This window comes from Haloglomus irregulare (genome assembly GCF_007421925.1).
In the GTDB taxonomy this organism is placed as follows: Archaea; Halobacteriota; Halobacteria; order Halobacteriales; family Haloarculaceae; genus Haloglomus; species Haloglomus irregulare.
In genome coordinates, this window is record NZ_QMDX01000001.1 from 124,250 (window position 1) to 148,804 (window position 24,555).

Genomic DNA, 24,555 nt, shown 5'->3' on the forward strand with positions numbered 1-24,555 from the left:
CGGGCCGGACTACTCGCGGCCGAGCGAAAAAGGTGATGACGGCCCCCCGAGCGGCCGCAGACATCGTCTACGGTGACCCGAGGAACGACCCGCTCAGCCGTCCAGTTCGGGGTCGAGGCCGCCCTCGTTCTCGCCGCCCGGGCGGGGCTCGACGCCGACCTGCCGGAGCGCCTCGTAGTAGGTGGACGCGTCGGCCTCGCCGACGAACTCGGCGAGCGCCTCCAGCTCGAGTTCCCAGGCGACGTACTGGACGGCACCGCGGTTCAGGGGATGGTCGACCTCGTCGTGATCCAGCGCGCGCGGCAGTTGCGCCAGTATCTCGTCGGTGATGGGGACGCGGTTCACCCGAGCACCTCCACGGGCGACCGGGTCACGGCGTGGCCTCCCCGGCGGGGGTCGGGTCCCCGCGGGTCGCCTCGCCGGCGGCCGCGGCCCGTGCCGTCGCGTAGGCCTCGCGGACGCGTTTGAACTCCTCCTCGTCGCCGCCGTGGTCCGGGTGGGCCTCCTTCACCTTCTTCCGGTAGGCCCGTCGGACCTCGGCCTCGCTGGCAGTCCGCGGGAGGCCGAGCACGGCGAACGCGGTGTCGTCCGGGGCCACATCCTCATCCTCGTCCTCGTCCGGCCCGAAGTCGACCGCCGGGGTCTCGAAGGGGAGTCGCGAGCCGAGATGGACGCCCGGCAGCTCGTGCTCGACGAGCACGGAGTGCGTGGCCGAGCGTTCGAGGCGGTAGAACGTCCGCGGGTCGAAGGTGATGGCCACGTCGCGGTCCGGGAGGTAGAACTCGACCGAGCCGCCCTCGATCGGGTGGTCCTCGGCAAACGGTTCGTCGATTGCGTCGAGGTACTCGCGGATCTCACCGGCCCGACGGTCGTCGTCGGTGCCGCTCCGGCGCGTCTCGGGGCCGGACCCGCCGTTGCCCGGGAACCAGCGGGCCCCGACGTAGAACAGGGACGCGGCGAGACAGCTGGCGGCGAACCCGATGGCGAGGCCCAGGACGACCCATCGCGGAACCCCGAACCCGAGCACCTCGTCCAACACGAGGGTCGGTAGGTGTAGCAGGGGTATGAATCCCTCGGGAAGCGGCCGGCGTGGCCGGCACGCGACGGTCCCGTTCCGGCGGCCGGAATCGGGCCACAACCGAACGATTGGACGGTTCTGTCAGAACCGTTTACGGGGCGGATACCGCCCCTCCGGTAGCCGTTCCGTACGGGACCACCCCACAGACGATCGATACACATGCCAGACGAGACACCACACGAGACACGGGCGGATCGCTTCGCGGACGGCAGCATCGACCGACGGACGTTCCTCGAGCTGTCGGCGGCGACGGGGGCCGCGCTGGCCCCGCCGGGCAACGCTGCCGCGAGCGTCTCCGACGAGGTGTTCAGCGCCGAGTACCAGTACGTGCAGAACCACACGCCCGAGGGCCACGCGGTCCCGACGCTGGTCCGCTTCCGGGAGGGCGCGGACCCGACGGCACTGGAGTCGTTCGACGGGGACGCCATCTCGGTCACCGACCCCGAACCGGCCGCGTACGGTCGGTTGACGGCAGCGGAGGCGTCGGCCGCGGCCGACCTGCCGACCGCCAGCGAGTTCCAGTTCGCACCCGGGTCGAACCCGTTCTGGCGCATCGGCTACTACCCGTTCGGCGTGTTCCCGGAGCCGACCCGCTCCGTCGACTACATCGGCTTCGAGCAGCTGAAGGACGGTCTCGGCGAGATCGAATCACGACACCCCGAGCGCGTACGGATCCGGAACGTCGGCCGATCCCCCGGCCATCTCAACGACGCGACCGACCGGCCGGACCCGAAGGGACTGTACGTCGCGGAGGTGACCAACTTCGACAGCGAGGCCAGCTTCGAGGAGAAGGAGAAGGTGTTCTTCTCCTGCTCGCTCCACGGCCCCGAGCGGGCCGGGGCGGAGGCCGGCGCCCGCGTCATCGAGAACGTCGCGCGCGGTTCCGAGCCCGATATCACCGGGAGCGACGCGAAGGTCGAGCCGCTGCTCGACGACATGGTCATCGTCTTCGGGTTCGTCAATCCCGACGGCTGGGTCGCCCGGAACCCGCAGTACGAGAGCTCCTGGCAGTTCGACATCCCGGGCGTGAAGGGGCTGACACTCTACGAGCGCGGAAACGCCGGCATCTACGATACCAACCGGCAGTATCCGTCGCTCGGCTACATCATCCCGCCGCCGGGGCACTATCCGGCCGAGCCGTCCGCCGGGACGGACGCCCCGGACTACATGCAGGAGCTGGTCCCGGACGCTGCGGACCTCATCGAGCACTTCCGCGACTACCGGAACCTCAACTACGGCGCGGACCTCCACGGCGGTCCCATCTTCAACTAGTTCGTGCTCGGGCTGATCAGTCAGGACCAGTTCAACAGCCGCGATCTGCACGAGCTGTACGAGATGTGTCTCAACATCGACGACACGCTGGAGGAGGCGCTGGAGATCTGGACCACCGCGGGTGACGTGAAGACGTCCCTGCTCGGCGACACGCGGACCGGACTGCTGTTCGGGGTCCTCCCCGAGCAGGCCTTCGACTACGGCACCATCTACGACACCATCGACTACACCGTCTCCGGGGCGTTCCTCGACTGGATGGCGCACCCCGAGATCACGGACGACGAGGGGAACGTCGTCGGTGGTGGTCTCGGGATGACGACGCTCGACTTCGAGATGTCGTTCTCCTGGGCAGTCAACGGGAACCTCTACAACCCCGAACTCGTGCGCCAGGAGGTGATCGGCTACCGGACCGCCATCCGCGTCATCTCGGAGTTCGGCTTCCGGAACACGGACACCCCCTCAGACGGGTCCGTCGACGAGTTCGACGTCACCACCGGGACCGACGGGGAGGACGTCGCGTTCGTGACGACCGGCGAGGCCGGGGGGGAAGCGGACGCGCTCAGGCGGACCGACGAGGACCTCGTCTTCACCCGGTTCGAGGAGGTGGAACAGCTGAACTACTCCGGCGTCATCGCCCCGGGCGCCGCGGGGTCGACCACTGCTGAACACACGTTCACCATGCCCGACGGGGCCGACCGCGTCGAGGCAACCTGCTCGTGGGTGACGAACGTCCAGGATCTGGACTTCTTCCTCGAGGACGGGAGCGGCGACCGGATCGCCGGCTCGACGAACTTCGGTGGGCCCGAGCGCATCACGACGAGCGATCCCGAACCCGGCAGGACGTACACGTTCGTCGTCGAAACGTTCGCCAGCGGCCCGACACGGTACGAGATCGACGGCAGTGCCCGGCAGTCGACCACCGCCGGCGAGTCGGAGGGTGACTCCGAGTTCGCCTTCGGTTCCACCACCGACGCGACGACCGTCGAGAACCGGGTCGCCGGTGGATCGACTACCGCCGTCCAGTACGATGTCGACCGGGACCTCCACAGTCTGACCATCCACCCGTACGCGCCCGACGTGGTGTTCGACCTCGAACTGGTGGGTCCCGACGGCGCGACCGTTCAGTCGTTCGACGGCGTCACGGAGAAGCGCGTCGGCGGGAAATGCTGTGGCCTCCCCGAGTGGGTGGTCGAGTCCCCGGACCAGGGGACGTACACGCTCGAGGTCAGCAATCTCGAACCCGACCCGAAGCCGTTCGAGATCCAGTTCGGGACGCTCCAGTCCACCGGGACGGCGACCCCGGACCCGAAGGTCGCGGTCGGTTACGAGCAGCGCCCGTACGACGTGACCCCGTTCACCTTCTTCCAGGACTACGCCGAGTTCATCGACAGTGGGAGTATGGACCCCGTCACCGTCGACGAGGTCGCGAACGGGGCACTCTCCGAGTACGACCACGCGGTCGTCATCCACGACTACCTGAACGAGGACATGGAGCGAGCCCGGAAGTCCGGGGCCGCCGACTCGGGGTACACTGGCGCGCTCGATACGTTCGTGGACGACGGCGGCAACCTGGTCCTGACGGATACCGGGAACTACCTGCTGCCGCTGCTGGATAACGATCTGGTCGACGGGAGCCGGTTCGGGCAGGACGCCATCACGCGGACGTTCGACGACGTGGCCCAGTTCACCTCGAAGAACCTGGACCACCCCCTGTTCGGCACGGATGGCGACGTCCGTCCCATCCAGGACCAACTCTGGAAGGTGGCTCCCCTGGGGTACGGCGTCAGCGGCGAGGCACGGATGGACGTCATCCGCGAGGAGGCGTTCGCGGCGGCCGCCACCAGCGCCGAGGGCGTCCCGTCGGTCGCCGGGCGCGTCGACGGCGCAGTCGGTGCCGGCTCCATCACGGCGAGCGAGGACGAGGGCACCGGCATCCACACGATCTGCTCGCTGCTCCCGCCGGCGAAGCAGACCAACCTGCACCCGTTCGGGATGCTGAACTACACGGCAACGTTCCTGGGCTACGTGATGTTCACGTCCGCGCTCGGGTTCGAGCAGATCCGCGACGTCGGCACCGAGGTTCGCCGCTACGGCCGCGGTGACGAGTGGGACCTCTCCGGGGTGGACCCGGTCGAGCCACCAGCCCCGGAGTTCTCGGCATCGGGATCCCGAAGCGACGACGGCGACGTCTTCACCGGGGGGCAGACCAACCGGGTCCGCGTCACGGTCGAGTCGATCGACGGCGAGGTCGACGGGAACCAGCAGGTCGAGCTGACCGACGGACTCCCGGACGACTGGAGCGTCATTCGCGACGGCGACGGGGAGCCCTTCGGTGACGCTGTCGGGACCGACGACGGTACCGTCGTTCTGGGGTCACTCACCGAGGCGGACGTCTCGGCGGGCTCCGTCAGCCGGACCTACTACGCTGAGGCACCCGAGGGCGCGGGCGCCACCGGCGAGTACACCTTCGGGCCGGCGGAGGTCACTGCGACCATCGACGGAGCCGCCGTCACCGCGGAGGTCGCGGGGACGGAGACCGCGTACGTCGTCGGCCCCTCGACGAACGTCCTCTGACACCACATGACGGCGGAGCGCCGGTCGGCGCGGATCAGCCGATATACCGCAGGTCCTCGTCGTTGGGGGCCTGGCTGCCCTGCTCCATCTCCTGGATCCTCTTGATGACCGCCTCCATCTCCTCGGCGCGGTCCTCCAGGGCCTCGTAGCCGACGTCGAAGTCGACGACCGCCTGGAGCACCTCCAGCACGGCGCGGGCGCTCTTCGGGTCGACGAGGTAGCCGGAGGTCTCCCCCATCAGGCAGGCCGTCGGGAGGCCGCGGCGCTCGCCGAGGCCGAGCAGGAGGCCGCTGACGCCGACGATACCGCCCGCGGGTTCGTCGTCGCGGAACTCGACGCCGGCGTCCGCCAGTTCGGCGACCTGGTCATCGTCGGTGGCGGCGCCGACGACGGCGTACTCCTCGATGAGTTCGCCGGTCGGAACGCCGCCGAGCGCGAACGCGCGCTCGACGCCGAACTCGTCGGCGGTGTCGAGGAACCGGTCCGTGAGCCGGTAGTGGCCCGGGGCGTCCGTCGCCTGGTGGTCGCCCGAGAGCAGCAGCAGGTCCCGACCGTCGGTGGGAACCGCGTGGAACTCCGCGCAGGCCATCGTGGTGGTCCCGTCGTCGTCGACGGCGACCTGCGGCGGGAAGTGCTCGGAGTAGACCCGCCGGACCAGCTGTGCCTCCTCGAACTCCTCGAGCAGGTGCTCCGCCACCAGCTTGCCGACGTGGCCCACGCCCGGCAGCCCTTCGACCAGTACGGGGTCGTCCAGTTCGGGAGACGCGTGCTCCTCGACGTCGAACTCGTCCATACCATGCGGTCGGTGCCGCGACACTTGAACCCCCACAGGTCGCGGGCGACGGTCCACGGTTCCATCGACTGGCGCGTGCCTCCCGACGGCCGCCGGCCGCGCCATCGGTGGCTCCTCGGGCACCCGGGACGGTCAGGTTCATGCCGGAGGCGCCAGTAGCCCGGGCCATGCGTGACGAAGAGGAGATCCGCGAACAGTACGAGTTCCTGAAGGCCGAGCTTGACGACGAGGACATGAACCACGAGGGCGTCCGGCAGATGTTCACCTACTACAAGCGCGCCCTCGGGTGGGTGCTGGAGGAGGAGTATATTTGAACTTCTGTTCAGTTGCTCCGGGTCGGTAGGCTTAAGTGGAAACGGCGGTAGAATACAGGTGACGCTTCGCTTGGAGGGCCGAAGCGTCAGCGGGGACCAATTCAGGGCGGCAACGGCCGACCGGCCTTTTCATCCGGTCGGCCCTTGCTTTCCTTTCGGGAATCGACTCGGGAGCACCGCGTCGCGCCAGTTACTGGACCGCTCAGGGAGCCGGGAGCGTGGTCCTAGAGCGGTTGCTGCGCCGGAACCGATCGTACGGTGCGCATCCCGGGCGCGGTCGGGGACAGATTTGCCGAGTGACATGATGAAATCGATATACTTATTCCAGACAGACAGTAACCCGTATCTACGCGCCATGTACGACCTGACCGGTTTCCAGCGCGATCTGCTGTACGTCATCGCCGGGCGAGAGGAACCGCACGGACTCGCGATCAAGGACGAGTTGGAGGACTACTACGAGAAGGAGATCCACCACGGTCGGCTGTACCCGAACCTGGACACGCTGGTCGAGAAGGGGCTCGTCGAGAAGGGTCAGCACGACCGGCGGACGAACTACTACACCCTGACGCGCCGCGGTCGTCGCGAGATCGACGCCCGGCGCGAGTGGGAGGAACAGTACCTCGACTGAGCCCTGTCAGCGTTCGGAACGGTCGCTGCTGGTGCCGGTCGGGTTACATGTAGGCGGCGTCCCAGCGCGTCGGCTTGCGCTGGTTCCCACACTCCTCGCACTCCATCCGTCCCATCGTATCCATCGACAGGATGAACCTCTCGCAGTTGCCGCAGTAGTAGCCCCACTTGTCCTCGCGGGCATCGTCGGCGTAGACGACGTGGAACGCGCCCTTCGAGCCGCGGTCGGTGTCGAGATGGTCGACGTACACCTCCTCGTCGTCCGGGGCGGTCGCGGCCTCGAGGTCGTCCGATTCGGCGTCGGTGTAGACGTTCTCGACGAAGGTGGGGCCGTCGAGCTCGACCCGGCCCTCGCCGCTGTTGACGAGGCCCTGCCGCTCGTAGAACCTGTTCCCCTCCGTGTTGTCAGAGAGGACGCGACCGCGGATGGTCTCGGCGCCACGCTCCCGGAGCGCGCGCCGGGTCTCGCGGAACAGCTCCCCGCCGATGCTCTCGCCGCGGTGCATCGGGTCGACGTGGAGCCAGTTGATATCCCCGTTCTCGTCGACGAGTTCGCCCTCGGAGAACGCGACCACCTCGACGCCGTCGTCGACGACGAGGAAGAGGACGTCGTCGTCCCCTAGCTTCTCGGTGAAAGTGTCGCTGGAGTACCACCGCTGGATGGCCTCCTCGATAGCCCCCGGTGAGAGGGAGTACGAGGCCTCCATGGACCGCTTCGCGATGGACCGGATCGCCGACTCGTCGGCCGGTGTCGCCTCTCGAACCTGCATGTGAGACGCCCACGCTCGGCGGCGATATAAAACCACCTCGGGACGCGGACACGGTTCGACGCGCGTCCAGCACCCCGGCCGACCCACGCGGAACCGGTCCGGGGGCGGCGGCCCGTCGCTGGTGTCAGTCTTCGACAAAACTCGACGGTCGTCCGCGCGGCCTCCGGGAGCACGATACCGGTCGTAACGGCGACCCAGACGGCCGTTGTCAGCGGATTCGGCGCGGTGTTCGTACCACAACCTCTAAGGCTCGAAACATCCTTCCTTTCGGTAAGATGACTGACGTACGTGCGGAATACGACTACCGGGGGTGGGTCGATGGGCGTTGAGATAACGGAATCGCCGGTCTCGGAGGCGGAGTTCGAGGCGATGAAGGGGTTCGTCCACGACTACCTCGCGGCCTCCGTCGAGAACGAGGAGGAGGGCGGCCGGATGCGGTGGTACCCGTGGCACAGCGCCGAGTACCGGTTCAACCACATCCTCAACGTGACGGAGCTGGCGACCGACATCGCGCGAGAGGAGGGCGCCAACGTGGACGTGACCCGCGTCGCGGCGCTGTTCCACGACATCTCCAAGCTGGAGGCCGACCAGGACGTCCACGCAGAGGAGGGCGCGCGCGTCGCCCGGGAGTACCTCGACACCCGCGGCGACTACCCGCCGTCGTTCGTGGACGCCGTCTGCCGGGCCGTCCGCGAACACTCCTACCAGGGCGACCTCGCGGACGTCACCCTCGAGTCACGCTGTCTGATGGAGGCCGACCTGCTCGACAAGATCGGTGCCAACGGGACCGCGCTGATGCTGCTCCGAATGGGCTACGAGTCCCGGACGCACATGGACGCCAACGAGATGGTCGGGCGCGTGCTCGAACGCGGCGAGGACGCCGCCGACCGGGTCCACTCGGGTACCGCCGAGTCCATCGCCCACCGGCGGCTGAAGCGGGTCCGCTGGTTCAAGGAGTGGCTCGAAGGGGAGATCGCCGACATGGAACCGCCACGGGACGACACGGGAGAAGACTGACCGGGGCGGGCGACCGTACGCGTCACGATAGCAGCGGCTGTAACGGCCTCCTGGTGGTGGAACGGCGAAACCGAACTGGAGGGTCCGCCCTCGGCGCCAGTCCCGTCTCAGTCGGCCGCGTCGGCGGTCGGGGCCTCCGCGGACTCGCCGTCCTCGAGCGACTCCAGAGCGGCGATAGCCTGGTCACGGTAGGTCTCGACCGGCAGGTCGTACTGCTCCCCGGCCATCATGGCGTACTCGCTCGTCTCCGGATCGAACGCCCCGATGCGCTCGATCGTCCGCTCGGCGGTCTCGACGACCCAGCGGTCACGGGTGGCCTGGTCGACCACCGTGATGGATTCGGGCCGGAGCGAGACGCGAACGTCGCCCTCGTCGGTCTCGTAGGTCCGGGGCTTGCCGACGATGGCGACGAACGTGGGTGTCTCCAGTTCGCGCAGCGCCGCGGCCGCCTCGGGCTGGTACTGCCCGGCGTAGGTGAAGAAGGTCCCCGTCGGGTCGACGATGCGGCCACGCCAGTACTCCGACTCGTCGCCGACGTCCTCGGTCTCCATCAGCGTGCCGACGACGAACACGCGGTTGGCGCGCGCACCCGTCGGCAGCAGCGCGTACAGCGGCGCACGGTCGTCGTCGGACTCCTTGAACGTGTAGCCGGCGTCGTTGAACTCGGTGGCGAACGCCCGGCGCGCCACCTCGCGGGTTGGGATGGAACTCATCTCAGATCGACCTCGCCTTGATCAGCGTCGCTTCGGCATCGACGGGCCCGTCGAGCCGCTCGGTTTCCTCCGCCAGGACGTAGCGCCGGAAGGTCGGTCCCCGGACGCGGTAGTAGCGCCCGAGCACGTCCTCGCGCATCTCCTCGACCACGACCTCCGTGTCGAGCGCGTCCTTGGCCATGTCGATGGCCTCCTCCAGCCCGATGCCCGTCAGCTCGGTCGTCGCCGCCTCGTCGAAGATGACCTCGTGGACCTCCTCGCCGTCGTCGAGGACGGCCTTGATGCGGAGGTCGTACTCCCCGTCGACCTCCCCGTGCTCGTTGCAGCGGCCGTTCTGGAGGACGCGCGTGCAGTCCTCCTCCGGGCAGCGCTTGACCAGGCCGCTCCCGTCCTGGATGTCGACCAGGGCGCCCTCGACCTCCGCGGCGTCGTCGCCGACCTCCACCGTCTCGTCGAGCTCGGCGATGTCGGTCGTCCGGTTGAGCTTCACCGAGTAGGTGCCCTCGTACTCGTCAGTGACGACGTTGTCCAGCGCGTAGCTCTCCCCTTCCTCCAGAAGGGGGAGGTCGCTAGTCTCGAAGGCGACGAACTTGCTCGTGCCGGATTCGTCGCCCAGCAGGCCGACCTGCGAGACGGCGTCGCTCCGGGGCTCCCAGAGGTCGGCCACCTGCACCCGCAGGTCCACCCACTGCTCGTCCTCGTCGATCTCGTTGACGAGCATCGAGGCGTTACCGCCGGCGCCGCCGAGCTGGTCGCGCTCCATGCCCGACTCGTCCAGATACGTGGAGACGACGCTCCGGCGGGCCTCCTCGGCCGGTACCTTGTACTCCTCGACGAGCGTCTCGAGCCGGTCGTGCACCTCCTCGGCGGTGATATCGAGCTGATCGGAGAACTGGTCGTGTACCTCTTCGGCGTGTCGCTGTAGGTCTGCCATGGTTGCTCTCGCCTCCTCGTGTTTTCGTTGGGAGGCGTACGGCGCTTGGCGCCGGATGGTATAAGAAGTTTCGCGACCGGAGTGGAACTGTAACCGCTCGCCTTGAGCCCACTCCGCACCTATTACAGGCGTATCACGGTTCCGTGATGTGGCTGGCGGGCGGGCGCGACACTCGGCTCAATCGATGTCGAGCACGGCGTCGACACCGGGCCACTCCCGCCGGAGGAGGCCGTAGAGCTCCAGGTCGACGTACTCGCCGTCGACCATCGTCTTCTCGCGCTGTGTCCCCTCGTGGGTGAACCCGAGCCGCCCCAGCACCGCGATGGACCCCTCGTTGGGCGCGACGGCGTTGGCGGTGATACGCCGGAGGCCGCGCTCCCGGAAACCGAAGGCGACGAGATGGGCCGCCGCCTCCGTCGCGTATCCGCTCCCTTGAGCCTCCGGGAACAGCCAGAAGCTGATGTTGGCCCAGCCGTCGGTCTCGTCGACGTGGTCGAGGGCGGCCCGTCCGACGGAGCGGCCCCCGTGCTCGCCCGCCCGCGGGACGACGAACAGGTGGACGCCGTCGTCGGCTGGCACCTCCTCGGCGACGGCCGCGTGGCTCCGTGGCGCCCGGAAGCTGGTGATGTAGCGGCGTATCTCGGGGTTCATCCGTCCCTCCTGGACGAGGTCGGCGTCCTCCTCCTCCACGGTCCGCAGTTCGAGCCGTTCCGTCTCGAGGAAGACCGGTCCCGGCATGGTGTAGCGACGCCGGCCGGGGGACTAATCGGTTTCCCCGGCCGGACTCGCACGCGCCCCCGCCGCCAACGGGATTTTGTGCACGCGGGTCGACGCTCCCACATGGGCGACCGACGGCGGCTGCAGCGGTTCCTCCGGACGAAGCTCCGCTCGGCGGGGCGACAGGTCGAGGAGGCCCGCCGCGCCTACGAAACCGCGCGCAAGCGGGCCCTGGCGGACCTTCCGACCGACGAGGCCGACCGGGCGCGCATCGTCTGCCGCCGCCACGCCGAGCGCCGCGCCGTCGACCTGGACGAGGCGGCCCGGCCCGTCTGCTTCGATGCCGACCACGTCGACTGCCAGGGCTGCGTCGAGGACATCCGCGAGGGGCGCATCGAGACGTGGTAACCGGGGGGTATGACCGCATGATTTCGGGTATCATCCATCTATCCGTATCTCCCGGGGAGAACCCGCCTCATCCCTCCGGAACAGCGGTATCGGGTGCCCTCCGGCTACCCCTCGACCGGTGCCATGACGGTCGCGCGCAGGCTGGGCCAGTAGTACCACCAGGCGACGACCAGCATCAGGAGCGCGCCGAACGGGACGGGCGTGTAGTAGAGGCGGTGGCTCACGGAGTAGGCAACCCCCAGGTGCGCGACGCCGGCGAGTACGAGCAGGCCGGCGGTCAAGCGGGGGTCCTCGCGGTCGCCGAGCGCGACCGCAGCGCTCCCCAGCGCGAGCAGGTAGAACAGCACCGACAGCGGTAGCAGCCCCGGGTTCCGCGGGAGCCCGCCGCCCGCGACGAACAGCATGGTGTAGAGGTCGACCAGCTGCGGTGGGCTCGTGTTGAAGAAGCCGAAGGGGAAGACGAGCGTCCACTCACTGTAGATGCTGATGACGGTCCACGGCACGAACGCCAGCGACAGGATAGCGCCGAACCGACGGCGTGGGCCGGCGTGTGGTGTCCCGGTGGCCGGTGGCTCGGCCGGCGCGTCACCGTCACCCCCTTCGGGCCCCTGGTTCGCCATGGGACTCCGTTCGTGACGGGCGTATTTCCCTCCGGTGGTGGCGGCGACCCCTGCGGGGCTCCCGCCACGGTGCGCGGCCGACGGCGGCGGCTCGACCCGGCCCCGGAGGGTCGACCCGCTCGGGGTGTGAAACCCGGGCCGATATCGGCGTGGCCGGCCCGAGCGGAAGTTTTACCCGGCGGACCGGCGGATTACGACGTAATGGCGTTCGAGGATCTACTGGAGGACCCCGTGATACAGAAGTATCTCCATGAGCTGGTGGGGCCGACCGGGATGCCGGTCGCGGCGGCCCCGCCGGACGGGGAGGTGACCGACGAGGAGCTGGCCGAGGAGCTGGGCATGGAGCTCAATGACGTGCGACGGGCCCTGTTCATCCTCTACGAGAACGACCTCGCGAGCTACCGTCGGTTGCGCGACGAGGACTCGGGCTGGCTCACCTACCTCTGGACGTTCGAGTACGAGAACATCCCCGAGCGGCTGGAGGAGGAGATGCACCGGCTGCTGGAGGCCCTAGAGGAGCGCGAGGACTACGAGCGCGACAACGAGTTCTACCTCTGCGAGCAGGACTCCATCCGGTTCGAGTTCGGCGAGGCAATGGAGTTCGGCTTCCAGTGTCCCAACTGCGGCGCCGAGCTCACCTCCATGTCCAACGAGCGGCTCGTCGACGCGATGGAACGGCGCATCGCCGAGCTCCGCGAGGAGCTCCATCTCTCCGCGCCCGAAGAGGCCGAGGCTTAGATGGTCGTCCTCGCGACGAAGCTGTACGTCGAGGGCGAGGCCAGGGAGCGGGCGCTGGATTCGCTCCGCTCGCAGGTCCGGAACACCGTCGGCGAACTCGACGTGGAGTCGTCGCTGGGCGTCCGTGACGACGAGTTCCCGAGCGTCACCGTCTCGGGGCCGGACGCGACGGTCGCGCGGAACGCGCTCGCCGCGGAGTGGGGCGAACTCACGCCCCACCGCGAGCCGGGCGAGACCTACGTCGGCACGCTCTCGCGCTGGGACGACGACGGGGTTTCGCTCGACGTCGGGTTCGGCGAGACGGTCCGTATCGCGGCCGCGGACCTGGGGCTCGGCCCCGGCGACGCCGCGCAGATCCGCCAGCGGTTCGGCATGGTCCAGCATCTCCCGCTGCGCTACACCCTGGACGAGGACGGGGTCGCCTCGCTCGCCGAGGTCGAGCAGGACCGCCTCTACGAGTGGACCCGTGGCACCGGTCGGCTCAACGTCAACAGCGCGACCCGGGCGGAGGTCCGCGCGACCGTCAACCGCGCCGGCCACGCCCAGGACATCGTGACCGTCGAGCGGCTGGGGCTGCTGGAACAGTCCGTCATCTGCACGGAGGGAACGGACCCGCCGGGGCTGCTGTCGGCCGTCGGCGAGTACCTCCCCGCGGAGTTGCTCTGCGTCGTGCCATGACCGGTGACGTGGACGACAGCGGGGACGGGGCGCCCCCGGCCCCACGCGGTCGCCGGCGGCTGGTCGTGGCAGCCGTCCTGCTCGGGGCGCTGCTGGCTCTGAGCGGCTGTAACACCGTCCTCGGCCCGGGACCGGTCCAGGAGGGCGAACTCGCCGCCGACCCCGGGACCCCATACGACTGGGACACCGGCGTCGACGGCTACCTCGAGGTCAACAAGAACAACTACACCGCCGTCTACGAGGTGGCCAACCGCACCACCGGGAGCACGGAGGCCGGCGAGGACTTCACCATGGAGCTGTACACTCGTGACGCGCTGGGGACCGACCAGCCGCTCGACCCGTCCTCGCTCCAGTTCCGCTACGAGAACGGCACCGTCCTCCGGTATCAGGGGACCGACGACGGCGCGACGCTGGTGATGGTCAAGAACGGGGAGACGACAGACGTCCCCGACGAGAAGCTGGCCGTCTCGAAGTCGCGCCGCCGGACGACCGTCCAGCTCCCGACAAACCGGTCCGGGCAGCTGGCGTTCACCGCCCCGAAGAACGGCAAGCAGGTGGCCACGCCCACGTTCATCGAGGGCTCCTACGAGATGGCGCTGCCGGAGGGCGCCCGCGTGGGCCTGCCAGTGCTGGCGCAAGTCCAGCCCTCGCGCAGCGGCACGGAGCTGGCCGACAACCGGGTCCACGTCAAGTGGGACTCCGTGACCCGCGCCAGCTCCGTCATCGTCCGCTACTATCTGGTGCGTGACCTCTACCTGTTCGGCGGACTGGTGGCACTGATGCTCCTCGTCGGCATCGCCGGCGCGGGCTACTACTATCTCCAGATCCGCGAGACGGTCCAGCGGCGCGAGGAGGTCGGTATCGACATCGACATCGACGACGACGACGACCGGGACCCGCCTCCCGGGATGGGGTAGGTGGTCCCTCCCGGCCCCCGAGCACCGTGCCACGCGGGCGGGGGAGGTTTTTGCCCGCCCGGAATGAAAACAGGGCATGCGCGTAGCCATCGTCACCGTCGGGGACGAGTTGCTGGTCGGCGATACGGTGAACACGAACGCGGCGTGGCTAGGACGGCAGCTGGCCGAGCGCGGCGTCGACGTCGAGCGCTCGACCACCGTCCCGGACCGGGTGGACGATATCGCCGGCGTCGTCGACGAGTACCGTGACCGGTACGACGCCGTGCTCGTCACGGGCGGCCTCGGTCCGACCCACGACGACATGACGATGGACGCGGTCGGAACCGCCTTCGGCGTCCCCGTCGAGGAGAACGAGGCCGCGCTGGCGTGGCTGGCCGAGAACGGCTACGCCCGCGGGGACCTGGCGGCGGGGACCGCCGACATCCCGGCGGGTGCCGAGCCCCTCCACAACGAGGCGGGCGTCGCCCCGGGCTGTATCATCGGGAACGTCTACGTCCTGCCGGGCGTGCCGGCGGAGATGGAGGCGATGTTCGAGTCCGTCGGCGACCGGTTCGTGGGGAGCGAGACCCACGTCACTGCCGTCCGGGTCGACGAGCCAGAGAGCGCGCTCATCGAGCGGTTCGAGCGGCTCCGAGAGCGGTTCGACGTGCAGGTCGGCTCCTACCCGGGCGAGCACGTCCGGGTGAAGATCCAGGGTGACGAGGAGCGGGTCGTCCAGGAGGCGGCTGCCTGGCTCCGGGATCGGGTCGAGACCGTCGAGGAGTGACGTTACCGGAAGAGGTAGACGAGCCAGCCGACGACGAAGGCGAGACTCGCCAGTCCGACGAACCAGCCGGTCGCGTCGATGATACCGGTGTTCACGGCCTGCAGTGGTGGGTACATATCTCCCGATTTTCCCGTCGCGGTCTTAACCGATGTGGTTGCTACGCCAGCATCTCGCCGGCGCGCTCGACGAGGCGGGTGAGTCGCTTCTCGGAGATGCCCGTCGCTTCGGCGAGCGCGGCCGGGTCGGCGTCGGCCAGGTCGCCGACGGTCTCGATGTCGGTGTCGGCCAGCCTCTCGGCGTAGGCGGGGCCGATGCCGCTGACGCTGTCGACCGGGTCCGCGGCGGGGCCGTCCTCCGGCTCCGACCCCGCGTCCTCGTCGGCGGCGTCGGCCTCGCTCGCGGCGTGAGCGTTGGCCTCCGGGCTCCCGTCGACCGGCGCGGGTTCGGTCCCCTCCGGGTCGGGTTCGCCGCCGACCGGACCCGCGGCCTCGGCTGGCTCGGGGGCCTCGTGGTCGGTGCCGGCATGTTCGGTCACGTCGGTCGCCTCCGCGGGTTCGGCGGTCCCGCCGTCACCCGGCGGCGTCTCGGTCATGCTGCCGGTCGAGCCCGTCGCGTCCGTCCCCGCGGCGGCCGACTCGGAGGCGGTATCGTCGGCCAGGTCGGTCCCCTTCACCTCGGCCTCGTTCTCGGTGTCCGGGTCGTGCTCGACGGTCACGTCGGTCGTCCGTTGCCGGTCCTGATCCGACGACTTCAGCCCCAGGACGGAGAGGATGGTGTCGAGCAGGGTCATAGTCGAATCGAGAACCGGCCCCTACTTAAAGCCCGGCGTGACGACGGAACCCGTACTCCGGGTCAGAGCGCCGCCCTGAGCGTCCGGTTCATCTCCGTCACGGGCGCGTCGACGCCGGTCCAGCGCTCGAACGCCTCGACCCCTTGGAACAGGAGCATCCAGGCGCCATCGACCGTCGTCGCCCCGGCGTCCGCCGCGTCCCGGAGCAGCCGCGTCTCGACGGGCGTGTAGACCGCGTCCAGCACGGCGAGGTCGCCGTGGAGCGCCGGCGCGGGGACCGGCGAGACGTCCTCCTCCATCCCGACGCTGGTTGCGTTCACCAGCAGGTCGGCGTCAGCGACGAGGTCCGGCACGGCGTCGAGCGGGTGTCCCGACGCCCCCGGCACCTCGTCGGCGAGGGTGACGGCCTTCGCCGTCGTCCGGTTGGCGATGGCCACGTCCACGCCGGCGTCGGCGAGGGCGAAAGCGGCCGCACGACCCGCGCCGCCGGCGCCCACGACCACGCCCGCGCCCTCCAGCGGGATGTCGTGGTGTTCGAGGGCGCGCGTGACGCCCGTCGCGTCGGTGTTGTGACCGGTTACCGTCTCGCCGCCGAGGTCGAGGGTGTTGACGGCGCCGATCCGGCGGGCGAGCGGGTCGGCCTCGACGGCCGGGTGTGCCAGCGCGTCGCTCTTGAACGGGACGGTGACGTTCAACCCGCGCACCCCCAGCGCCCGTGCGCCGTCGACGGCCGCGTCGAACGCGTCCGGGTCCGGTTCGAACGTGACGTAGCGCGCGTCGATGTCGCGCTCGTCGTAGCCCGCCTCGTGCATCGGTGGCGACAGCGAGTGCCCGACGGGGTTGCCGAGGAGTCCGTAGACCTGCATGGGCGAGGACTGGGCCCGTCGGGGGTTGATGCTGGCGGTTCCGCCTCACTCGGCCGTCACGGGGAGCGCACCGAGGGCGGCCAGGGCGGAGGCGATCTACCCGGCGTTCACGGGCGCTAATGCGGTCTGCGGTGTCTATCAGTGGCCAACACCCTTTAAGACCGGCATCGGGTAGAGCAGCCAACAGTGGTATCCACGAAGGTCGCCGTCGCCGTGGGTGGAATCGTCGTGCTCGCCGCAGCGGGCGGGGTCGCGGCCCTCTACCTCACTGGTGGGGACCTCAGCTTCGAGCAGCCGGTCGTCCAGTCGGTCGAGAGCGAGTTCGGCGGCGTCTCCACGACGGCGACGGACGTGGAGACGGAGGTGGTGGTGACCAACCCGAACAACCAGTCGTTCCCGGGCGCCGCCTCGCTGGACTACGAGATATATATGAACAGCGTCCGGGTCGCGGACGGGTCGGAGGGCGGCATCGGCCTCGAACCCGGGCGCAACGAGGTCGGTTTCACCGCGAAACTCGACAACGGGGAGATCCCGGCGTGGTGGGTGACCCACGTCAACAGCGGCGAGCGGACGGTCGTCTCCACCCGGGCCAGCGTCGGCGTGGCCGGGTTCGGCGCGTCGCTGCCGCCGCAGAACCGCTCCATCGAGACGGACCTGCTCGACGCCTTCGCCGGCGAGGGGTCGAGCACCGTCACCGTCTCCGACAGCGAGATCATGACCGTCTCGAACCAGCGGGCCGCGTGGGGGGCCGCCGACGCCGAGCGGACGCCCATCGCGTTCTCGGTGGACCTGGCGAACGTCCACGACCGGCCGGTCCGGCTGGACGGGACGGAGTACCGCATCGTCATGAACAACGTCACTGTCGGCGAGGGACGGACGAACGATTCCATCGTCCTCGAGCCGGGGGAGTCGGACAGCTTCACCGCCAACGCCGCGCTTTCCACGCCGAGGATGGAGCAGTGGTGGGTGAGCCACCTGCGCAACGACCAGGCGACGGAGCTTCGCGTCGAGGTGTACGGCCTGGTTCGCAACGACGGCGAGCGCAAGCGGGTGCCGCTGAACGTCTTCGACCGGCGGCTCGAGTTCCGGACCGACTTCCTGGGTGACGAGTCCACGGTCGTCGAGGAGCTACCCGCCGACGCCGTGGAGAGCCCCGATTTCGAGGAGCCCGAGGTCCGGGACACCAGCAGCCGATGGGGCGAGGTCGGCGACGAGACGACGGAGATCGTCACGACCGTCGGGACGAGCAATCCGAACGACGGTGCGTACGACGACCTGCTCACGCTGCAGGTGGACCGGACGACGACCGTCAACGGTGTCACGTTCGCCGAGAACAGTACGACAGTCGACGGGCTGCCGCCGGGCAACGGCTCGTTCACGCTGTCCGCCGACGCGGACAACGACGCCGTTCCGGAGTGGTGGTCCCGGCATATCAACAGCGGCGAGCGGTCGACCGTGCGGACGAACGCCACTGGGGTCGCCGACGTCGCGGTGACCGCGCTCGACCTCGACCTTCCGGACGAGGAGCGGACGCAGTCGACGGACGTGCTCGGTCAGATCGAGACCGAGGAGGACCGGCGCGTCACGACCGAGGACGGCCGCCACGTGCTCACCATCACGCAGGTCGAGGCCGAGTGGGGCGAGTCTACGCCCGAGCGAGCCCCGCTGCTCGTGACGACGGAGATCCGCAACGAGAACACGCTGGAGTCGGTCACCATCGAGCGCGTCGACTACGTGGTGAACCTCAACAGCGTCACCGTCGCCGACGACAGCAACACGGACGCGAGGACCATCGCGCCCGGCCAGACGCGGCAGGTCACCTACACCATCTACCTGGACAACCAGCGGATGGACGAGTGGTGGCCAACCCACATCCGCAACGACGAGGTCACGCGGATGACCGCCGACACCACCGCCGTCGTCGACACGCCGCGGGGCACCGAGTCGGTCCCCTTCGACCTGCTCGGCAACGACACCACCATCGAGACGGACTTCCTCGGCACGGAGTCGGACGGCACGACCGACACCGAGGGGACGAACGCGCTCGCCCCACCGGTGGCCGCCGCCGAGCCGAACTGACGCGGGCGTTCCCCGCAGGACAGCGGTCGGGCCGGGCGGCGGGCTATTAGAATACGGCCGATATATTCCGCATCTTTCGGCGATAGCCCAGTTGTCTAGAGGACAGCCGGGATATCACGGGGGCGAAGCAGCTGTTGGATGTCGAGAACGGGAGGGGACGGTTCCGGGAGCGGGAACGTCGTGACCGCCCCGGACCGGGCGTGGTCGTCAGTCCGCGGAGACGCTGAGTCGGTCGCTGGTCGAGCTGGCCGTCGTTCGGGTCCGGCCGAAGCGTCGAGCGGCCCGCTCGATGCGGTCCGTCGAGACGCCCGCCTGCCGGGCTGCCGTCTCCAGGTCGAGGGTCCCACCTGTGTACAGCGCCATCGCCGTCCGAACCGCATGCTGATGCATGGGACCATCCACTGGGTGTGGCATAATAAGAATATCGTGAGATAATATATCACTAAGGGACATCATATGCCGGGCAAGATCGTGAACAATAGTTATATTCGAGGAACGTTCATCCGGCTTCGGCCGGGCACAGGCCCGGTCAGGTGCCGGCCGTCGCGCTCAGTCGCCCGCGAGGACGGTGACCGCGTCCAGTGCGATGCCGATGGCACGCTCGACGTTGTCGCGGGCCTTCGGCGGGAGTTCGTCCGCCTCGGTCTCTCCCTTCTGGGTTCCCTCGACGAGGTTCCCGTCGACGGTGCAGATGGCGCCGGCGGCCAGGCCCTTCCGCCGAGCCAGGGTAAAGAGCGCGGCCGCCTCCATCTCCACGGCGAGCAGGCCGGCGGCCTCCCAACGCTCGACGACGCCCTCGGTCTCCGCGTAGAACGCGTCGTCGGTGGCGATGGGCCCGACGTGGAGGTCCTCGTCGCGGGCGCGTGCTCCATCCAGCAGCGCCGAGACGACGCCGTGGCTCGCGACCGCCGGCACCGCGACGTCCTCGTACCGCCTCGTGGTGCCCTCGTCCTTGGCCGCCGCGGTGGCGACCACCATGTCGCCGATCTCGATTCCGCGCTGGAGCGCGCCAGTGGTCCCCACGCGGCAGAACGTCTCCACGCCGACCGCGGCGAGTTCCTCGACGGCGATGGCCGTCGAGGGGGCGCCGATGCCGGTCGAGCAGAGCGTCAGGTCGACGCCGTCGTGGGTCGCGTTGACGACGCGGTACTCACGGTTCTCCGCCACGGTCTCGTGGCTATCGCACTGGGCCGCGATGCGCTCGACTCGCCCGGGGTCGCCGGGGACCAGCGCGATATCGTGGACGTCGCCGGGCTCACAGAGGATGTGGGGCTGCTTGGCCATATCCGGCCTGCGTGGCGACGGGGGAAAAGTCCGGGCGGTTCGCCCGGGCTGACGGGTGCCCCGTGACGACCGCTCAGACCAGCACGAACGTCAACGCCGGGAGCAGCGCTGTCAGTGCGACGGTGTAGACGGTCGCCGCGATGGCCCAGTCGTTGCGCACCTGTCGGGCCCGGCTCGCGGCCTCCTTGCCGAACAGCGGGAGCACGACGTACGCGAAGAAGACGAACAGCACCGAGAACGTGACCGCCGCGGCGATGAGGTGGGGGACCAGCAGCAGGCCGGTCCCGCCGAGCGCGATGTCGAAGCCCGGGGCGCCACCCCGTGCCTGGACGGACCGCTCGACCAGCTCCGCGACGAGGACGAACCCGACCCCGGCGAGCGTCCCGGAGGCGTAGTGGGCGAGGCTCGCGAGCCCGGCGGACACCTCCGACAGCGCCTCGCCGGTGAGGGCGCCGGCGGCGACGAACGGTGGCGTGCTGCCTTCCGGGAGCCGCTGCATCGGGAGATTCATCGGTACCGTCGCGAGCAGGCCGGCGAGCGCGCCGAGTCCGGCGGCCGCGCCCAGGCCGACGCCGGCGTCGCCCGCGTGGGCCACGGCGAACCAGTCCATATCGACCTCCGGGACCGGTGGGCTGAAAGCGCTCCCGGTTTCTCACTCCAGCAGCTGCTTGGTCTTCCGGTGACGACCCGCGAACATCGGTCCGAAGCCCAGGTCACCGAACGGCTCCGCCAGCCGACCCAGCCGCCCGCCCGGAAGCCGGTAGTTCACCCGGTCCCGGCAGATGGTCGTCCCGCCGTCGGCGTAGAACAGGTGGGTGTGCTCCCACGTCGGGAACGGACCGTCCTCCATCGTGTCCCGGAAGTAGGCGGCGCCGTCGTGGGCCTGCCGGGCGCCGATGACGGAGGTCCACGTCTGCCGGGGGCCGACCCCGAACGGGCGCATCGACATGTCGATGCGGGCCCCCGACTCCAGCACGTCCGGGTCCGCCTCGCCGTCGGGACCGACGGTCTGCTCGACGCGCAGGTTCATGAATCCGGGCGTCAGCGCCTCCAGCCCCTCGACCCGGGAGTGGAACTCCCACACGTCCGAAAGCGGCGCGGCGACGCGCGTCGTCCGCTCGTAGGTCGGCATGTCCACGGATAGGTCCGGGTGGTGGATAACGGTGACCGTCGCGGCGAGCGGTGGGCGCGAGACGACACCGAAGCGCGGGAGCCGATAGGGAACGTACGTCCGCGCGAGCCGCGGCGAGACAGCACCGCCGTCTCGCTGGCCGTGCGAGTGGGCGGCCTCGCCGCCCGTGAGTAGACGAAGTGAGCGCGGGTCACCGGCACGGGGACGTGAAGCACCCGAGTGCCGGCGTTTTTTGAACGTTTTGCAGCGAGCGGTGCCCGCAGACGCGGCGAAGCCGCGCCGAGGACACCCGAGCCGTCAGAGAGGCGCTACTTGAGCCGTTCCTGCAGGAAGGACGGGTGGGCCTCCTCGACCCCCTCGATCCCGTGCAGTTCGTCGGCGATGATCTCGCCGAGCCCGTCGCCGTCGGCCGCGCGGACCTCGGCCATCAGGGTGTGGTCGCCGCTGGAGGAGTAGAGGGCCTCGACGGCGTCGAGGGCCTTCAGTTCGCGCGTGGCCTCCACGTACGACTCGCTGGCGACCTCGATACCGACCATGGCGATGGACTGGCCCGACAGCTTCTTGGGGTCCACGTCGGCAGAGTAGCCGACGATAACCCCCTCCTGCTCCAGCCGGTCGATGTACTTCCGGACGGTCGGCTTCGAGACGCCTGCCCGGTCAGCGATTTCGGCGTAGGAGGCCTGTGCGTCCTCCTCCAAGACGGACAGGATGCGGTCCTCCGTTGACTCCGCGCTCATACCCCTACTTTTGGGGCCGATGAAAAACCTCTTTCGGAAAGGAAAAGGGAAGTTCGCGTCGGTCGGACCGGGGGTCTCGGCCCGGAAACGGCGCGGAGGAGCCCGCTCGACCACGTTGCCGGGACCGCCCGGAACGGGCCGTGTGGCGGGCTCCCGTGGGCGCTCGGCCCACAGCGAAGTCTTAAACGGGACCGTCACGAACGGCGTGACATGCAGCACGTGACGATTCCGCAGGACCGCATCGGGGCCCTCATCGGCGAGGGCGGCGAGACGATGCGCGAAATCGAGTCCCGTGCGGAGGTCCGTCTCGATATCGACAGCGAGACGGGGTCGGTGCGGGTGGAGACGGTCGGCGACCCGGTGAAGGGCCTGAAGGGGCCGGACATCGTGAAGGCAGTGGGCCGCGGCTTCTCGCCCGAGGCGGCACTCTCGCTACTGGAGGGCGATATGCGGATGTTCGACCTGGTCGACCTGAAGAGCGCGACCCGCAACGAGAACGACCTCCGGCGCCAGAAGGGCCGGCTCATCGGCGAGGACGGCCGGACCCGGCAGCTGATGGCCGACCTCACCGGCGCCGAGGTGGTCATCTACGGCACCACGCTCGGGGTCATCGGCGAGCCGGAGCAGGTCGACGCCGTCCGGTCGGCCGCCGAGATGATCCTCGACGGCGCGCCCCACGGCGCGGTCTACTCCTTCCTGGAGCGCAAGCACAACGAGATGGAGTCGACCGGTATCGAGTACCACGAGTTCCCGGGCGGTGAGGAGTCGACCGGCTCCGACGCCGGCGCCGGGACCGCCCCGTCCGGACCCGACCGGTCGAACGGGCCCGAGCCGAGCGGCTGACCAGCCGGCGACATCTTCAGCCCTCCTGACGGCCCGCACCGGCGTTCGGTCCGCCATATAAATACTTCTCCGCTATGCCCTGCCACACGGCAGACCCACGCCCCGTCCGTCGGTTCTGTAAGCCGGTTCAGAAGGTTTTATGTAGAACCACAATCAAAGATTCTACTGACTATGGCTCAGCAGATGGGTAACCAGCCCCTCATCGTACTCAGCGAGGAAAGCCAGCGGACCTCCGGGCGCGACGCCCAGTCGATGAACATCACGGCAGGAACGGCAGTCGCCGAATCCGTCCGAACGACCCTCGGTCCGAAGGGGATGGACAAGATGCTCGTCGACTCGACGGGCAACGTCGTCGTCACGAACGACGGCGTCACCATCCTCAAGGAGATGGACATCGAGCACCCGGCGGCCAACATGATCGTCGAGGTCGCCGAGACACAGGAGGACGAGGTCGGTGACGGCACCACCACGTCCGTCGTCATCGCCGGCGAACTCCTCGCCAAGGCCGAGGACCTCCTCGACCAGGACATCCACGCCACCATCCTGGCACAGGGGTACCGGCAGGCCGCCCAGCGCGCCAAGGAGATCCTCGAGGAGAACGCCATCGAGGTCGCCCCGGACGACACCGACTACCTCGAGCAGATCGCCGCCACGGCGATGACCGGCAAGGGCGCCGAGAACGCGCGGGACACGCTCTCGTCGCTCGTCGTCGCCGCGGTCCAGGCCGTCGCCGAGGACGACGGCGAGGTCGACACTGACAACGTCAAGATCGAGAAGGTCGTCGGCGGCGCCGTCGAGAACTCCGAACTCGTCGAGGGCGTCATCGTCGACAAGGAGCGCGTCCACGACAACATGCCGTACATGGCCGAGGACGCCGACATCGCGCTGCTCGACACCGCCATCGAGGTCAAGGAGACCGAGATCGACGCCGAGGTCAACGTCGACTCCCCGGACCAGCTCCAGCAGTTCCTCGACCAGGAGGAGGAGCAGCTCCGCGAGATGGTGGACACGCTGAACGACGCCGGTGCGGACGTCGTCTTCTGCCAGAAGGGCATCGACGACATGGCCCAGCACTACCTCGCCCAGGAGGGCATCCTGGCTGTCCGGCGGGCCAAGAAGTCCGATATCAAGGCGCTCGCCCGCGCGACGGGTGGCCGCGTCATCTCCAACATCGACGACATCACGGCCGAGGACCTCGGCTTCGCCGGCTCCGTCGCCGAGAAGGACATCGGCGGCGACACCCGCATCTTCGTCGAGGACGTCGACGAGGCCCGCTCGGTCACGCTCGTCCTCCGCGGGGGGACCGAGCACGTGGTCGACGAGGTCGAACGCGCCATCGAGGACTCGATGGGCGTCGTGCGCGTCACGCTGGAGGACGGCAAGGTCCTCCCCGGCGGCGGCGCGCCCGAGATCGAGCTGTCGATGGGGCTGCGTGACTTCGCCGACTCCGTCGAGGGGCGCGAGCAGCTCGCCGTCGAGGCGTTCGCCGACGCTATCGACGTCATCCCACGCACGCTCGCCGAGAACGCCGGCCACGACCCGATCGACTCGCTCGTGGACCTGCGCTCCGAGCACGACGACGGCAACACCGGCGCGGGGCTCGACGCTTACACCGGCGACATCGTCAACATGGAGGACGACGGCGTCGTCGAGCCGCTGCGCGTGAAGACCCAGGCCATCGAGTCCGCCACCGAGGCGGCCGTGATGATCCTGCGCATCGACGACGTCATCGCCGCCGGCGACCTGAAGGGTGGCCAGACCGGCGACGACGACGACGAGGGCGGCCCCGGCGGCCCCGGTGGCGCCCCCGGCGGCATGGGCGGCGGTATGGGTGGCATGGGCGGCGGTATGGGTGGCGGCATGGGCGGCATGATGTAGAGCGTTTTTC

General features: G+C 69.2%; 28 protein-coding genes. 13 read left to right on the forward strand and 15 right to left on the reverse strand.

What is annotated here, in order from left to right; genetic code table 11:
• Nucleotides 1-93: 93 nt before the first annotated feature.
• Complete coding sequence (locus tag DP107_RS00755) at nt 94-345, reverse strand: hypothetical protein (protein ID WP_144260221.1); 252 nt, start codon at nt 343-345, stop codon at nt 94-96.
• Nucleotides 346-370: 25 nt separating this feature from the next.
• A complete protein-coding gene (locus DP107_RS00760; protein ID WP_394348507.1) occupies nt 371-1,039 on the reverse strand; it encodes a J domain-containing protein in 669 nt (222 codons plus the stop codon).
• A gap of 198 nt (nt 1,040-1,237) precedes the next feature.
• Between DP107_RS00760 and DP107_RS00765 the strand changes: the two genes are divergently transcribed.
• On the forward strand, nt 1,238-2,350 hold the full coding sequence (locus tag DP107_RS00765; RefSeq protein ID WP_144260222.1) for a M14 family metallopeptidase: 1,113 nt from the start codon (nt 1,238-1,240) through the stop codon (nt 2,348-2,350).
• Nucleotides 2,351-2,353: 3 nt separating this feature from the next.
• Nucleotides 2,354-4,924 (forward strand): hypothetical protein, encoded by a 2,571-nt coding sequence (locus tag DP107_RS00770; protein WP_144260223.1) that lies wholly within the window; start codon nt 2,354-2,356, stop codon nt 4,922-4,924.
• Between the two features lie 34 nt (nt 4,925-4,958).
• On the opposite strand, the gene DP107_RS00775 is transcribed toward DP107_RS00770, so the two are convergent.
• Nucleotides 4,959-5,717 (reverse strand): proteasome assembly chaperone family protein, encoded by a 759-nt coding sequence (locus DP107_RS00775; protein WP_144260224.1) that lies wholly within the window; start codon nt 5,715-5,717, stop codon nt 4,959-4,961.
• Nucleotides 5,718-5,884: 167 nt separating this feature from the next.
• On the opposite strand from DP107_RS00775, the gene DP107_RS19705 reads away from it, so the two are divergent.
• Nucleotides 5,885-6,031 carry a hypothetical protein gene (locus DP107_RS19705; RefSeq protein ID WP_185977114.1) on the forward strand — a complete coding sequence of 49 codons (147 nt, stop codon included), beginning with the start codon at nt 5,885-5,887 and terminating at the stop codon, nt 6,029-6,031.
• A 355-nt stretch (nt 6,032-6,386) separates the two neighbouring features.
• Nucleotides 6,387-6,659, forward strand: a complete 273-nt coding sequence (locus DP107_RS00780) for a PadR family transcriptional regulator (protein ID WP_144260225.1) — start codon at nt 6,387-6,389, stop codon at nt 6,657-6,659.
• Nucleotides 6,660-6,702: 43 nt separating this feature from the next.
• On the opposite strand, the gene DP107_RS00785 is transcribed toward DP107_RS00780, so the two are convergent.
• Complete coding sequence (locus tag DP107_RS00785) at nt 6,703-7,428, reverse strand: GNAT family N-acetyltransferase (protein WP_144260226.1); 726 nt, start codon at nt 7,426-7,428, stop codon at nt 6,703-6,705.
• 318 nt (nt 7,429-7,746) lie between these two features.
• On the opposite strand from DP107_RS00785, the gene DP107_RS00790 reads away from it, so the two are divergent.
• Entirely contained in the window at nt 7,747-8,445 is a 699-nt protein-coding gene (locus tag DP107_RS00790) for an HD domain-containing protein (RefSeq protein ID WP_144260227.1), read from the forward strand.
• A gap of 107 nt (nt 8,446-8,552) precedes the next feature.
• On the opposite strand, the gene DP107_RS00795 is transcribed toward DP107_RS00790, so the two are convergent.
• The 3 genes from DP107_RS00795 to DP107_RS00805 all read right to left on the reverse strand — a co-directional run bounded on the left by DP107_RS00795 (nt 8,553) and on the right by DP107_RS00805 (nt 10,830).
• A complete protein-coding gene (locus DP107_RS00795) occupies nt 8,553-9,158 on the reverse strand; it encodes an RPA family protein (protein ID WP_144260228.1) in 606 nt (201 codons plus the stop codon).
• Between the two features lies 1 nt (nt 9,159).
• Nucleotides 9,160-10,092 carry a replication factor A gene (locus DP107_RS00800; protein ID WP_144260229.1) on the reverse strand — a complete coding sequence of 311 codons (933 nt, stop codon included), beginning with the start codon at nt 10,090-10,092 and terminating at the stop codon, nt 9,160-9,162.
• A 177-nt stretch (nt 10,093-10,269) separates the two neighbouring features.
• Nucleotides 10,270-10,830, reverse strand: a complete 561-nt coding sequence (locus DP107_RS00805; RefSeq protein WP_144260230.1) for a GNAT family N-acetyltransferase — start codon at nt 10,828-10,830, stop codon at nt 10,270-10,272.
• Nucleotides 10,831-10,932: 102 nt separating this feature from the next.
• On the opposite strand from DP107_RS00805, the gene DP107_RS00810 reads away from it, so the two are divergent.
• The gene (locus DP107_RS00810) at nt 10,933-11,217 is read left to right on the forward strand and encodes a DUF7091 family protein (protein ID WP_144260231.1); all 285 of its coding nucleotides are present in this window, start codon (nt 10,933-10,935) and stop codon (nt 11,215-11,217) included.
• A gap of 104 nt (nt 11,218-11,321) precedes the next feature.
• Here DP107_RS00810 and DP107_RS00815 read toward each other — a convergent pair whose 3' ends face one another.
• A complete protein-coding gene (locus tag DP107_RS00815) occupies nt 11,322-11,837 on the reverse strand; it encodes a TIGR04206 family protein (protein ID WP_144260232.1) in 516 nt (171 codons plus the stop codon).
• 201 nt (nt 11,838-12,038) lie between these two features.
• Here DP107_RS00815 and DP107_RS00820 point away from each other — a divergent pair, with 201 nt between their 5' ends.
• From DP107_RS00820 to DP107_RS00835, 4 genes are all read left to right on the forward strand, one after another.
• Nucleotides 12,039-12,575: a transcription factor gene (locus tag DP107_RS00820; protein WP_144260233.1), complete on the forward strand. Its 537-nt coding sequence runs from the start codon at nt 12,039-12,041 to the stop codon at nt 12,573-12,575.
• Complete coding sequence (locus tag DP107_RS00825) at nt 12,576-13,253, forward strand: DUF2110 family protein (protein WP_144260234.1); 678 nt, start codon at nt 12,576-12,578, stop codon at nt 13,251-13,253.
• Nucleotides 13,250-14,170, forward strand: coding sequence for a DUF5803 family protein (locus tag DP107_RS00830; RefSeq protein ID WP_144260235.1), 921 nt, complete (start codon nt 13,250-13,252; stop codon nt 14,168-14,170). The genes DP107_RS00825 and DP107_RS00830 overlap by 4 nt, the downstream gene beginning before the upstream one ends.
• Before the next feature lie 76 nt (nt 14,171-14,246).
• Nucleotides 14,247-14,936, forward strand: coding sequence for a competence/damage-inducible protein A (locus DP107_RS00835; protein WP_144260236.1), 690 nt, complete (start codon nt 14,247-14,249; stop codon nt 14,934-14,936).
• 157 nt (nt 14,937-15,093) lie between these two features.
• Here DP107_RS00835 and DP107_RS21025 read toward each other — a convergent pair whose 3' ends face one another.
• Together DP107_RS21025 and DP107_RS00845 are read right to left on the reverse strand one after the other, a co-directional pair.
• On the reverse strand, nt 15,094-15,726 hold the full coding sequence (locus DP107_RS21025; RefSeq protein WP_144260237.1) for a helix-hairpin-helix domain-containing protein: 633 nt from the start codon (nt 15,724-15,726) through the stop codon (nt 15,094-15,096).
• Between the two features lie 62 nt (nt 15,727-15,788).
• Complete coding sequence (locus tag DP107_RS00845; RefSeq protein WP_144260238.1) at nt 15,789-16,592, reverse strand: shikimate dehydrogenase; 804 nt, start codon at nt 16,590-16,592, stop codon at nt 15,789-15,791.
• Nucleotides 16,593-16,778: 186 nt separating this feature from the next.
• Here DP107_RS00845 and DP107_RS00850 point away from each other — a divergent pair, with 186 nt between their 5' ends.
• The gene (locus DP107_RS00850) at nt 16,779-18,671 is read left to right on the forward strand and encodes an LEA type 2 family protein (RefSeq protein WP_144260239.1); all 1,893 of its coding nucleotides are present in this window, start codon (nt 16,779-16,781) and stop codon (nt 18,669-18,671) included.
• A gap of 207 nt (nt 18,672-18,878) precedes the next feature.
• On the opposite strand, the gene DP107_RS00855 is transcribed toward DP107_RS00850, so the two are convergent.
• The 5 genes from DP107_RS00855 to lrpA1 all read right to left on the reverse strand — a co-directional run bounded on the left by DP107_RS00855 (nt 18,879) and on the right by lrpA1 (nt 21,824).
• Nucleotides 18,879-19,061, reverse strand: a complete 183-nt coding sequence (locus DP107_RS00855; RefSeq protein ID WP_144260240.1) for a hypothetical protein — start codon at nt 19,059-19,061, stop codon at nt 18,879-18,881.
• Nucleotides 19,062-19,220: 159 nt separating this feature from the next.
• Nucleotides 19,221-19,955 carry a nucleoside phosphorylase gene (locus DP107_RS00860; protein ID WP_144260241.1) on the reverse strand — a complete coding sequence of 245 codons (735 nt, stop codon included), beginning with the start codon at nt 19,953-19,955 and terminating at the stop codon, nt 19,221-19,223.
• A 73-nt stretch (nt 19,956-20,028) separates the two neighbouring features.
• Complete coding sequence (locus DP107_RS00865; RefSeq protein ID WP_144260242.1) at nt 20,029-20,565, reverse strand: hypothetical protein; 537 nt, start codon at nt 20,563-20,565, stop codon at nt 20,029-20,031.
• 42 nt (nt 20,566-20,607) lie between these two features.
• Complete coding sequence (locus DP107_RS00870) at nt 20,608-21,087, reverse strand: SRPBCC family protein (RefSeq protein WP_144260243.1); 480 nt, start codon at nt 21,085-21,087, stop codon at nt 20,608-20,610.
• 308 nt (nt 21,088-21,395) lie between these two features.
• Nucleotides 21,396-21,824, reverse strand: coding sequence for an HTH-type transcriptional regulator LrpA1 (lrpA1, locus tag DP107_RS00875; RefSeq protein WP_144260244.1), 429 nt, complete (start codon nt 21,822-21,824; stop codon nt 21,396-21,398).
• 210 nt (nt 21,825-22,034) lie between these two features.
• Here lrpA1 and DP107_RS00880 point away from each other — a divergent pair, with 210 nt between their 5' ends.
• Nucleotides 22,035-22,667: a KH domain-containing protein gene (locus DP107_RS00880; protein WP_144260245.1), complete on the forward strand. Its 633-nt coding sequence runs from the start codon at nt 22,035-22,037 to the stop codon at nt 22,665-22,667.
• 183 nt (nt 22,668-22,850) lie between these two features.
• Entirely contained in the window at nt 22,851-24,545 is a 1,695-nt protein-coding gene (gene thsA / locus DP107_RS00885; RefSeq protein WP_144260778.1) for a thermosome subunit alpha, read from the forward strand.
• Nucleotides 24,546-24,555 lie beyond the last annotated feature (10 nt).

Bases quoted from the DNA above. Each gene is read 5' to 3' on its own strand.
- DP107_RS00815 (WP_144260232.1), bottom strand. From the start codon at position 11,837: ATGGCGAACCAGGGGCCCGAAGGGGGTGACGGTGACGCGCCGGCCGAG.
- DP107_RS00810 (WP_144260231.1), top strand. From the start codon at position 10,933: ATGGGCGACCGACGGCGGCTGCAGCGGTTCCTCCGGACGAAGCTCCGC.
- thsA (WP_144260778.1), top strand. From the start codon at position 22,851: ATGGGTAACCAGCCCCTCATCGTACTCAGCGAGGAAAGCCAGCGGACC.
- DP107_RS19705 (WP_185977114.1), top strand. From the start codon at position 5,885: ATGCGTGACGAAGAGGAGATCCGCGAACAGTACGAGTTCCTGAAGGCC.
- DP107_RS00830 (WP_144260235.1), top strand. From the start codon at position 13,250: ATGACCGGTGACGTGGACGACAGCGGGGACGGGGCGCCCCCGGCCCCA.
- DP107_RS00780 (WP_144260225.1), top strand. From the start codon at position 6,387: ATGTACGACCTGACCGGTTTCCAGCGCGATCTGCTGTACGTCATCGCC.
- DP107_RS00835 (WP_144260236.1), top strand. From the start codon at position 14,247: ATGCGCGTAGCCATCGTCACCGTCGGGGACGAGTTGCTGGTCGGCGAT.
- DP107_RS00805 (WP_144260230.1), bottom strand. From the start codon at position 10,830: ATGCCGGGACCGGTCTTCCTCGAGACGGAACGGCTCGAACTGCGGACC.
- DP107_RS00825 (WP_144260234.1), top strand. From the start codon at position 12,576: ATGGTCGTCCTCGCGACGAAGCTGTACGTCGAGGGCGAGGCCAGGGAG.
- DP107_RS00865 (WP_144260242.1), bottom strand. From the start codon at position 20,565: ATGGACTGGTTCGCCGTGGCCCACGCGGGCGACGCCGGCGTCGGCCTG.
- DP107_RS00795 (WP_144260228.1), bottom strand. From the start codon at position 9,158: ATGAGTTCCATCCCAACCCGCGAGGTGGCGCGCCGGGCGTTCGCCACC.
- DP107_RS00785 (WP_144260226.1), bottom strand. From the start codon at position 7,428: ATGCAGGTTCGAGAGGCGACACCGGCCGACGAGTCGGCGATCCGGTCC.
- DP107_RS00870 (WP_144260243.1), bottom strand. From the start codon at position 21,087: ATGCCGACCTACGAGCGGACGACGCGCGTCGCCGCGCCGCTTTCGGAC.
- lrpA1 (WP_144260244.1), bottom strand. From the start codon at position 21,824: ATGAGCGCGGAGTCAACGGAGGACCGCATCCTGTCCGTCTTGGAGGAG.
- DP107_RS00845 (WP_144260238.1), bottom strand. From the start codon at position 16,592: ATGCAGGTCTACGGACTCCTCGGCAACCCCGTCGGGCACTCGCTGTCG.
- DP107_RS00765 (WP_144260222.1), top strand. From the start codon at position 1,238: ATGCCAGACGAGACACCACACGAGACACGGGCGGATCGCTTCGCGGAC.
- DP107_RS21025 (WP_144260237.1), bottom strand. From the start codon at position 15,726: ATGACCCTGCTCGACACCATCCTCTCCGTCCTGGGGCTGAAGTCGTCG.
- DP107_RS00800 (WP_144260229.1), bottom strand. From the start codon at position 10,092: ATGGCAGACCTACAGCGACACGCCGAAGAGGTACACGACCAGTTCTCC.
- DP107_RS00880 (WP_144260245.1), top strand. From the start codon at position 22,035: ATGCAGCACGTGACGATTCCGCAGGACCGCATCGGGGCCCTCATCGGC.
- DP107_RS00860 (WP_144260241.1), bottom strand. From the start codon at position 19,955: ATGGCCAAGCAGCCCCACATCCTCTGTGAGCCCGGCGACGTCCACGAT.
- DP107_RS00790 (WP_144260227.1), top strand. From the start codon at position 7,747: ATGGGCGTTGAGATAACGGAATCGCCGGTCTCGGAGGCGGAGTTCGAG.
- DP107_RS00855 (WP_144260240.1), bottom strand. From the start codon at position 19,061: ATGCATCAGCATGCGGTTCGGACGGCGATGGCGCTGTACACAGGTGGG.
- DP107_RS00820 (WP_144260233.1), top strand. From the start codon at position 12,039: ATGGCGTTCGAGGATCTACTGGAGGACCCCGTGATACAGAAGTATCTC.
- DP107_RS00775 (WP_144260224.1), bottom strand. From the start codon at position 5,717: ATGGACGAGTTCGACGTCGAGGAGCACGCGTCTCCCGAACTGGACGAC.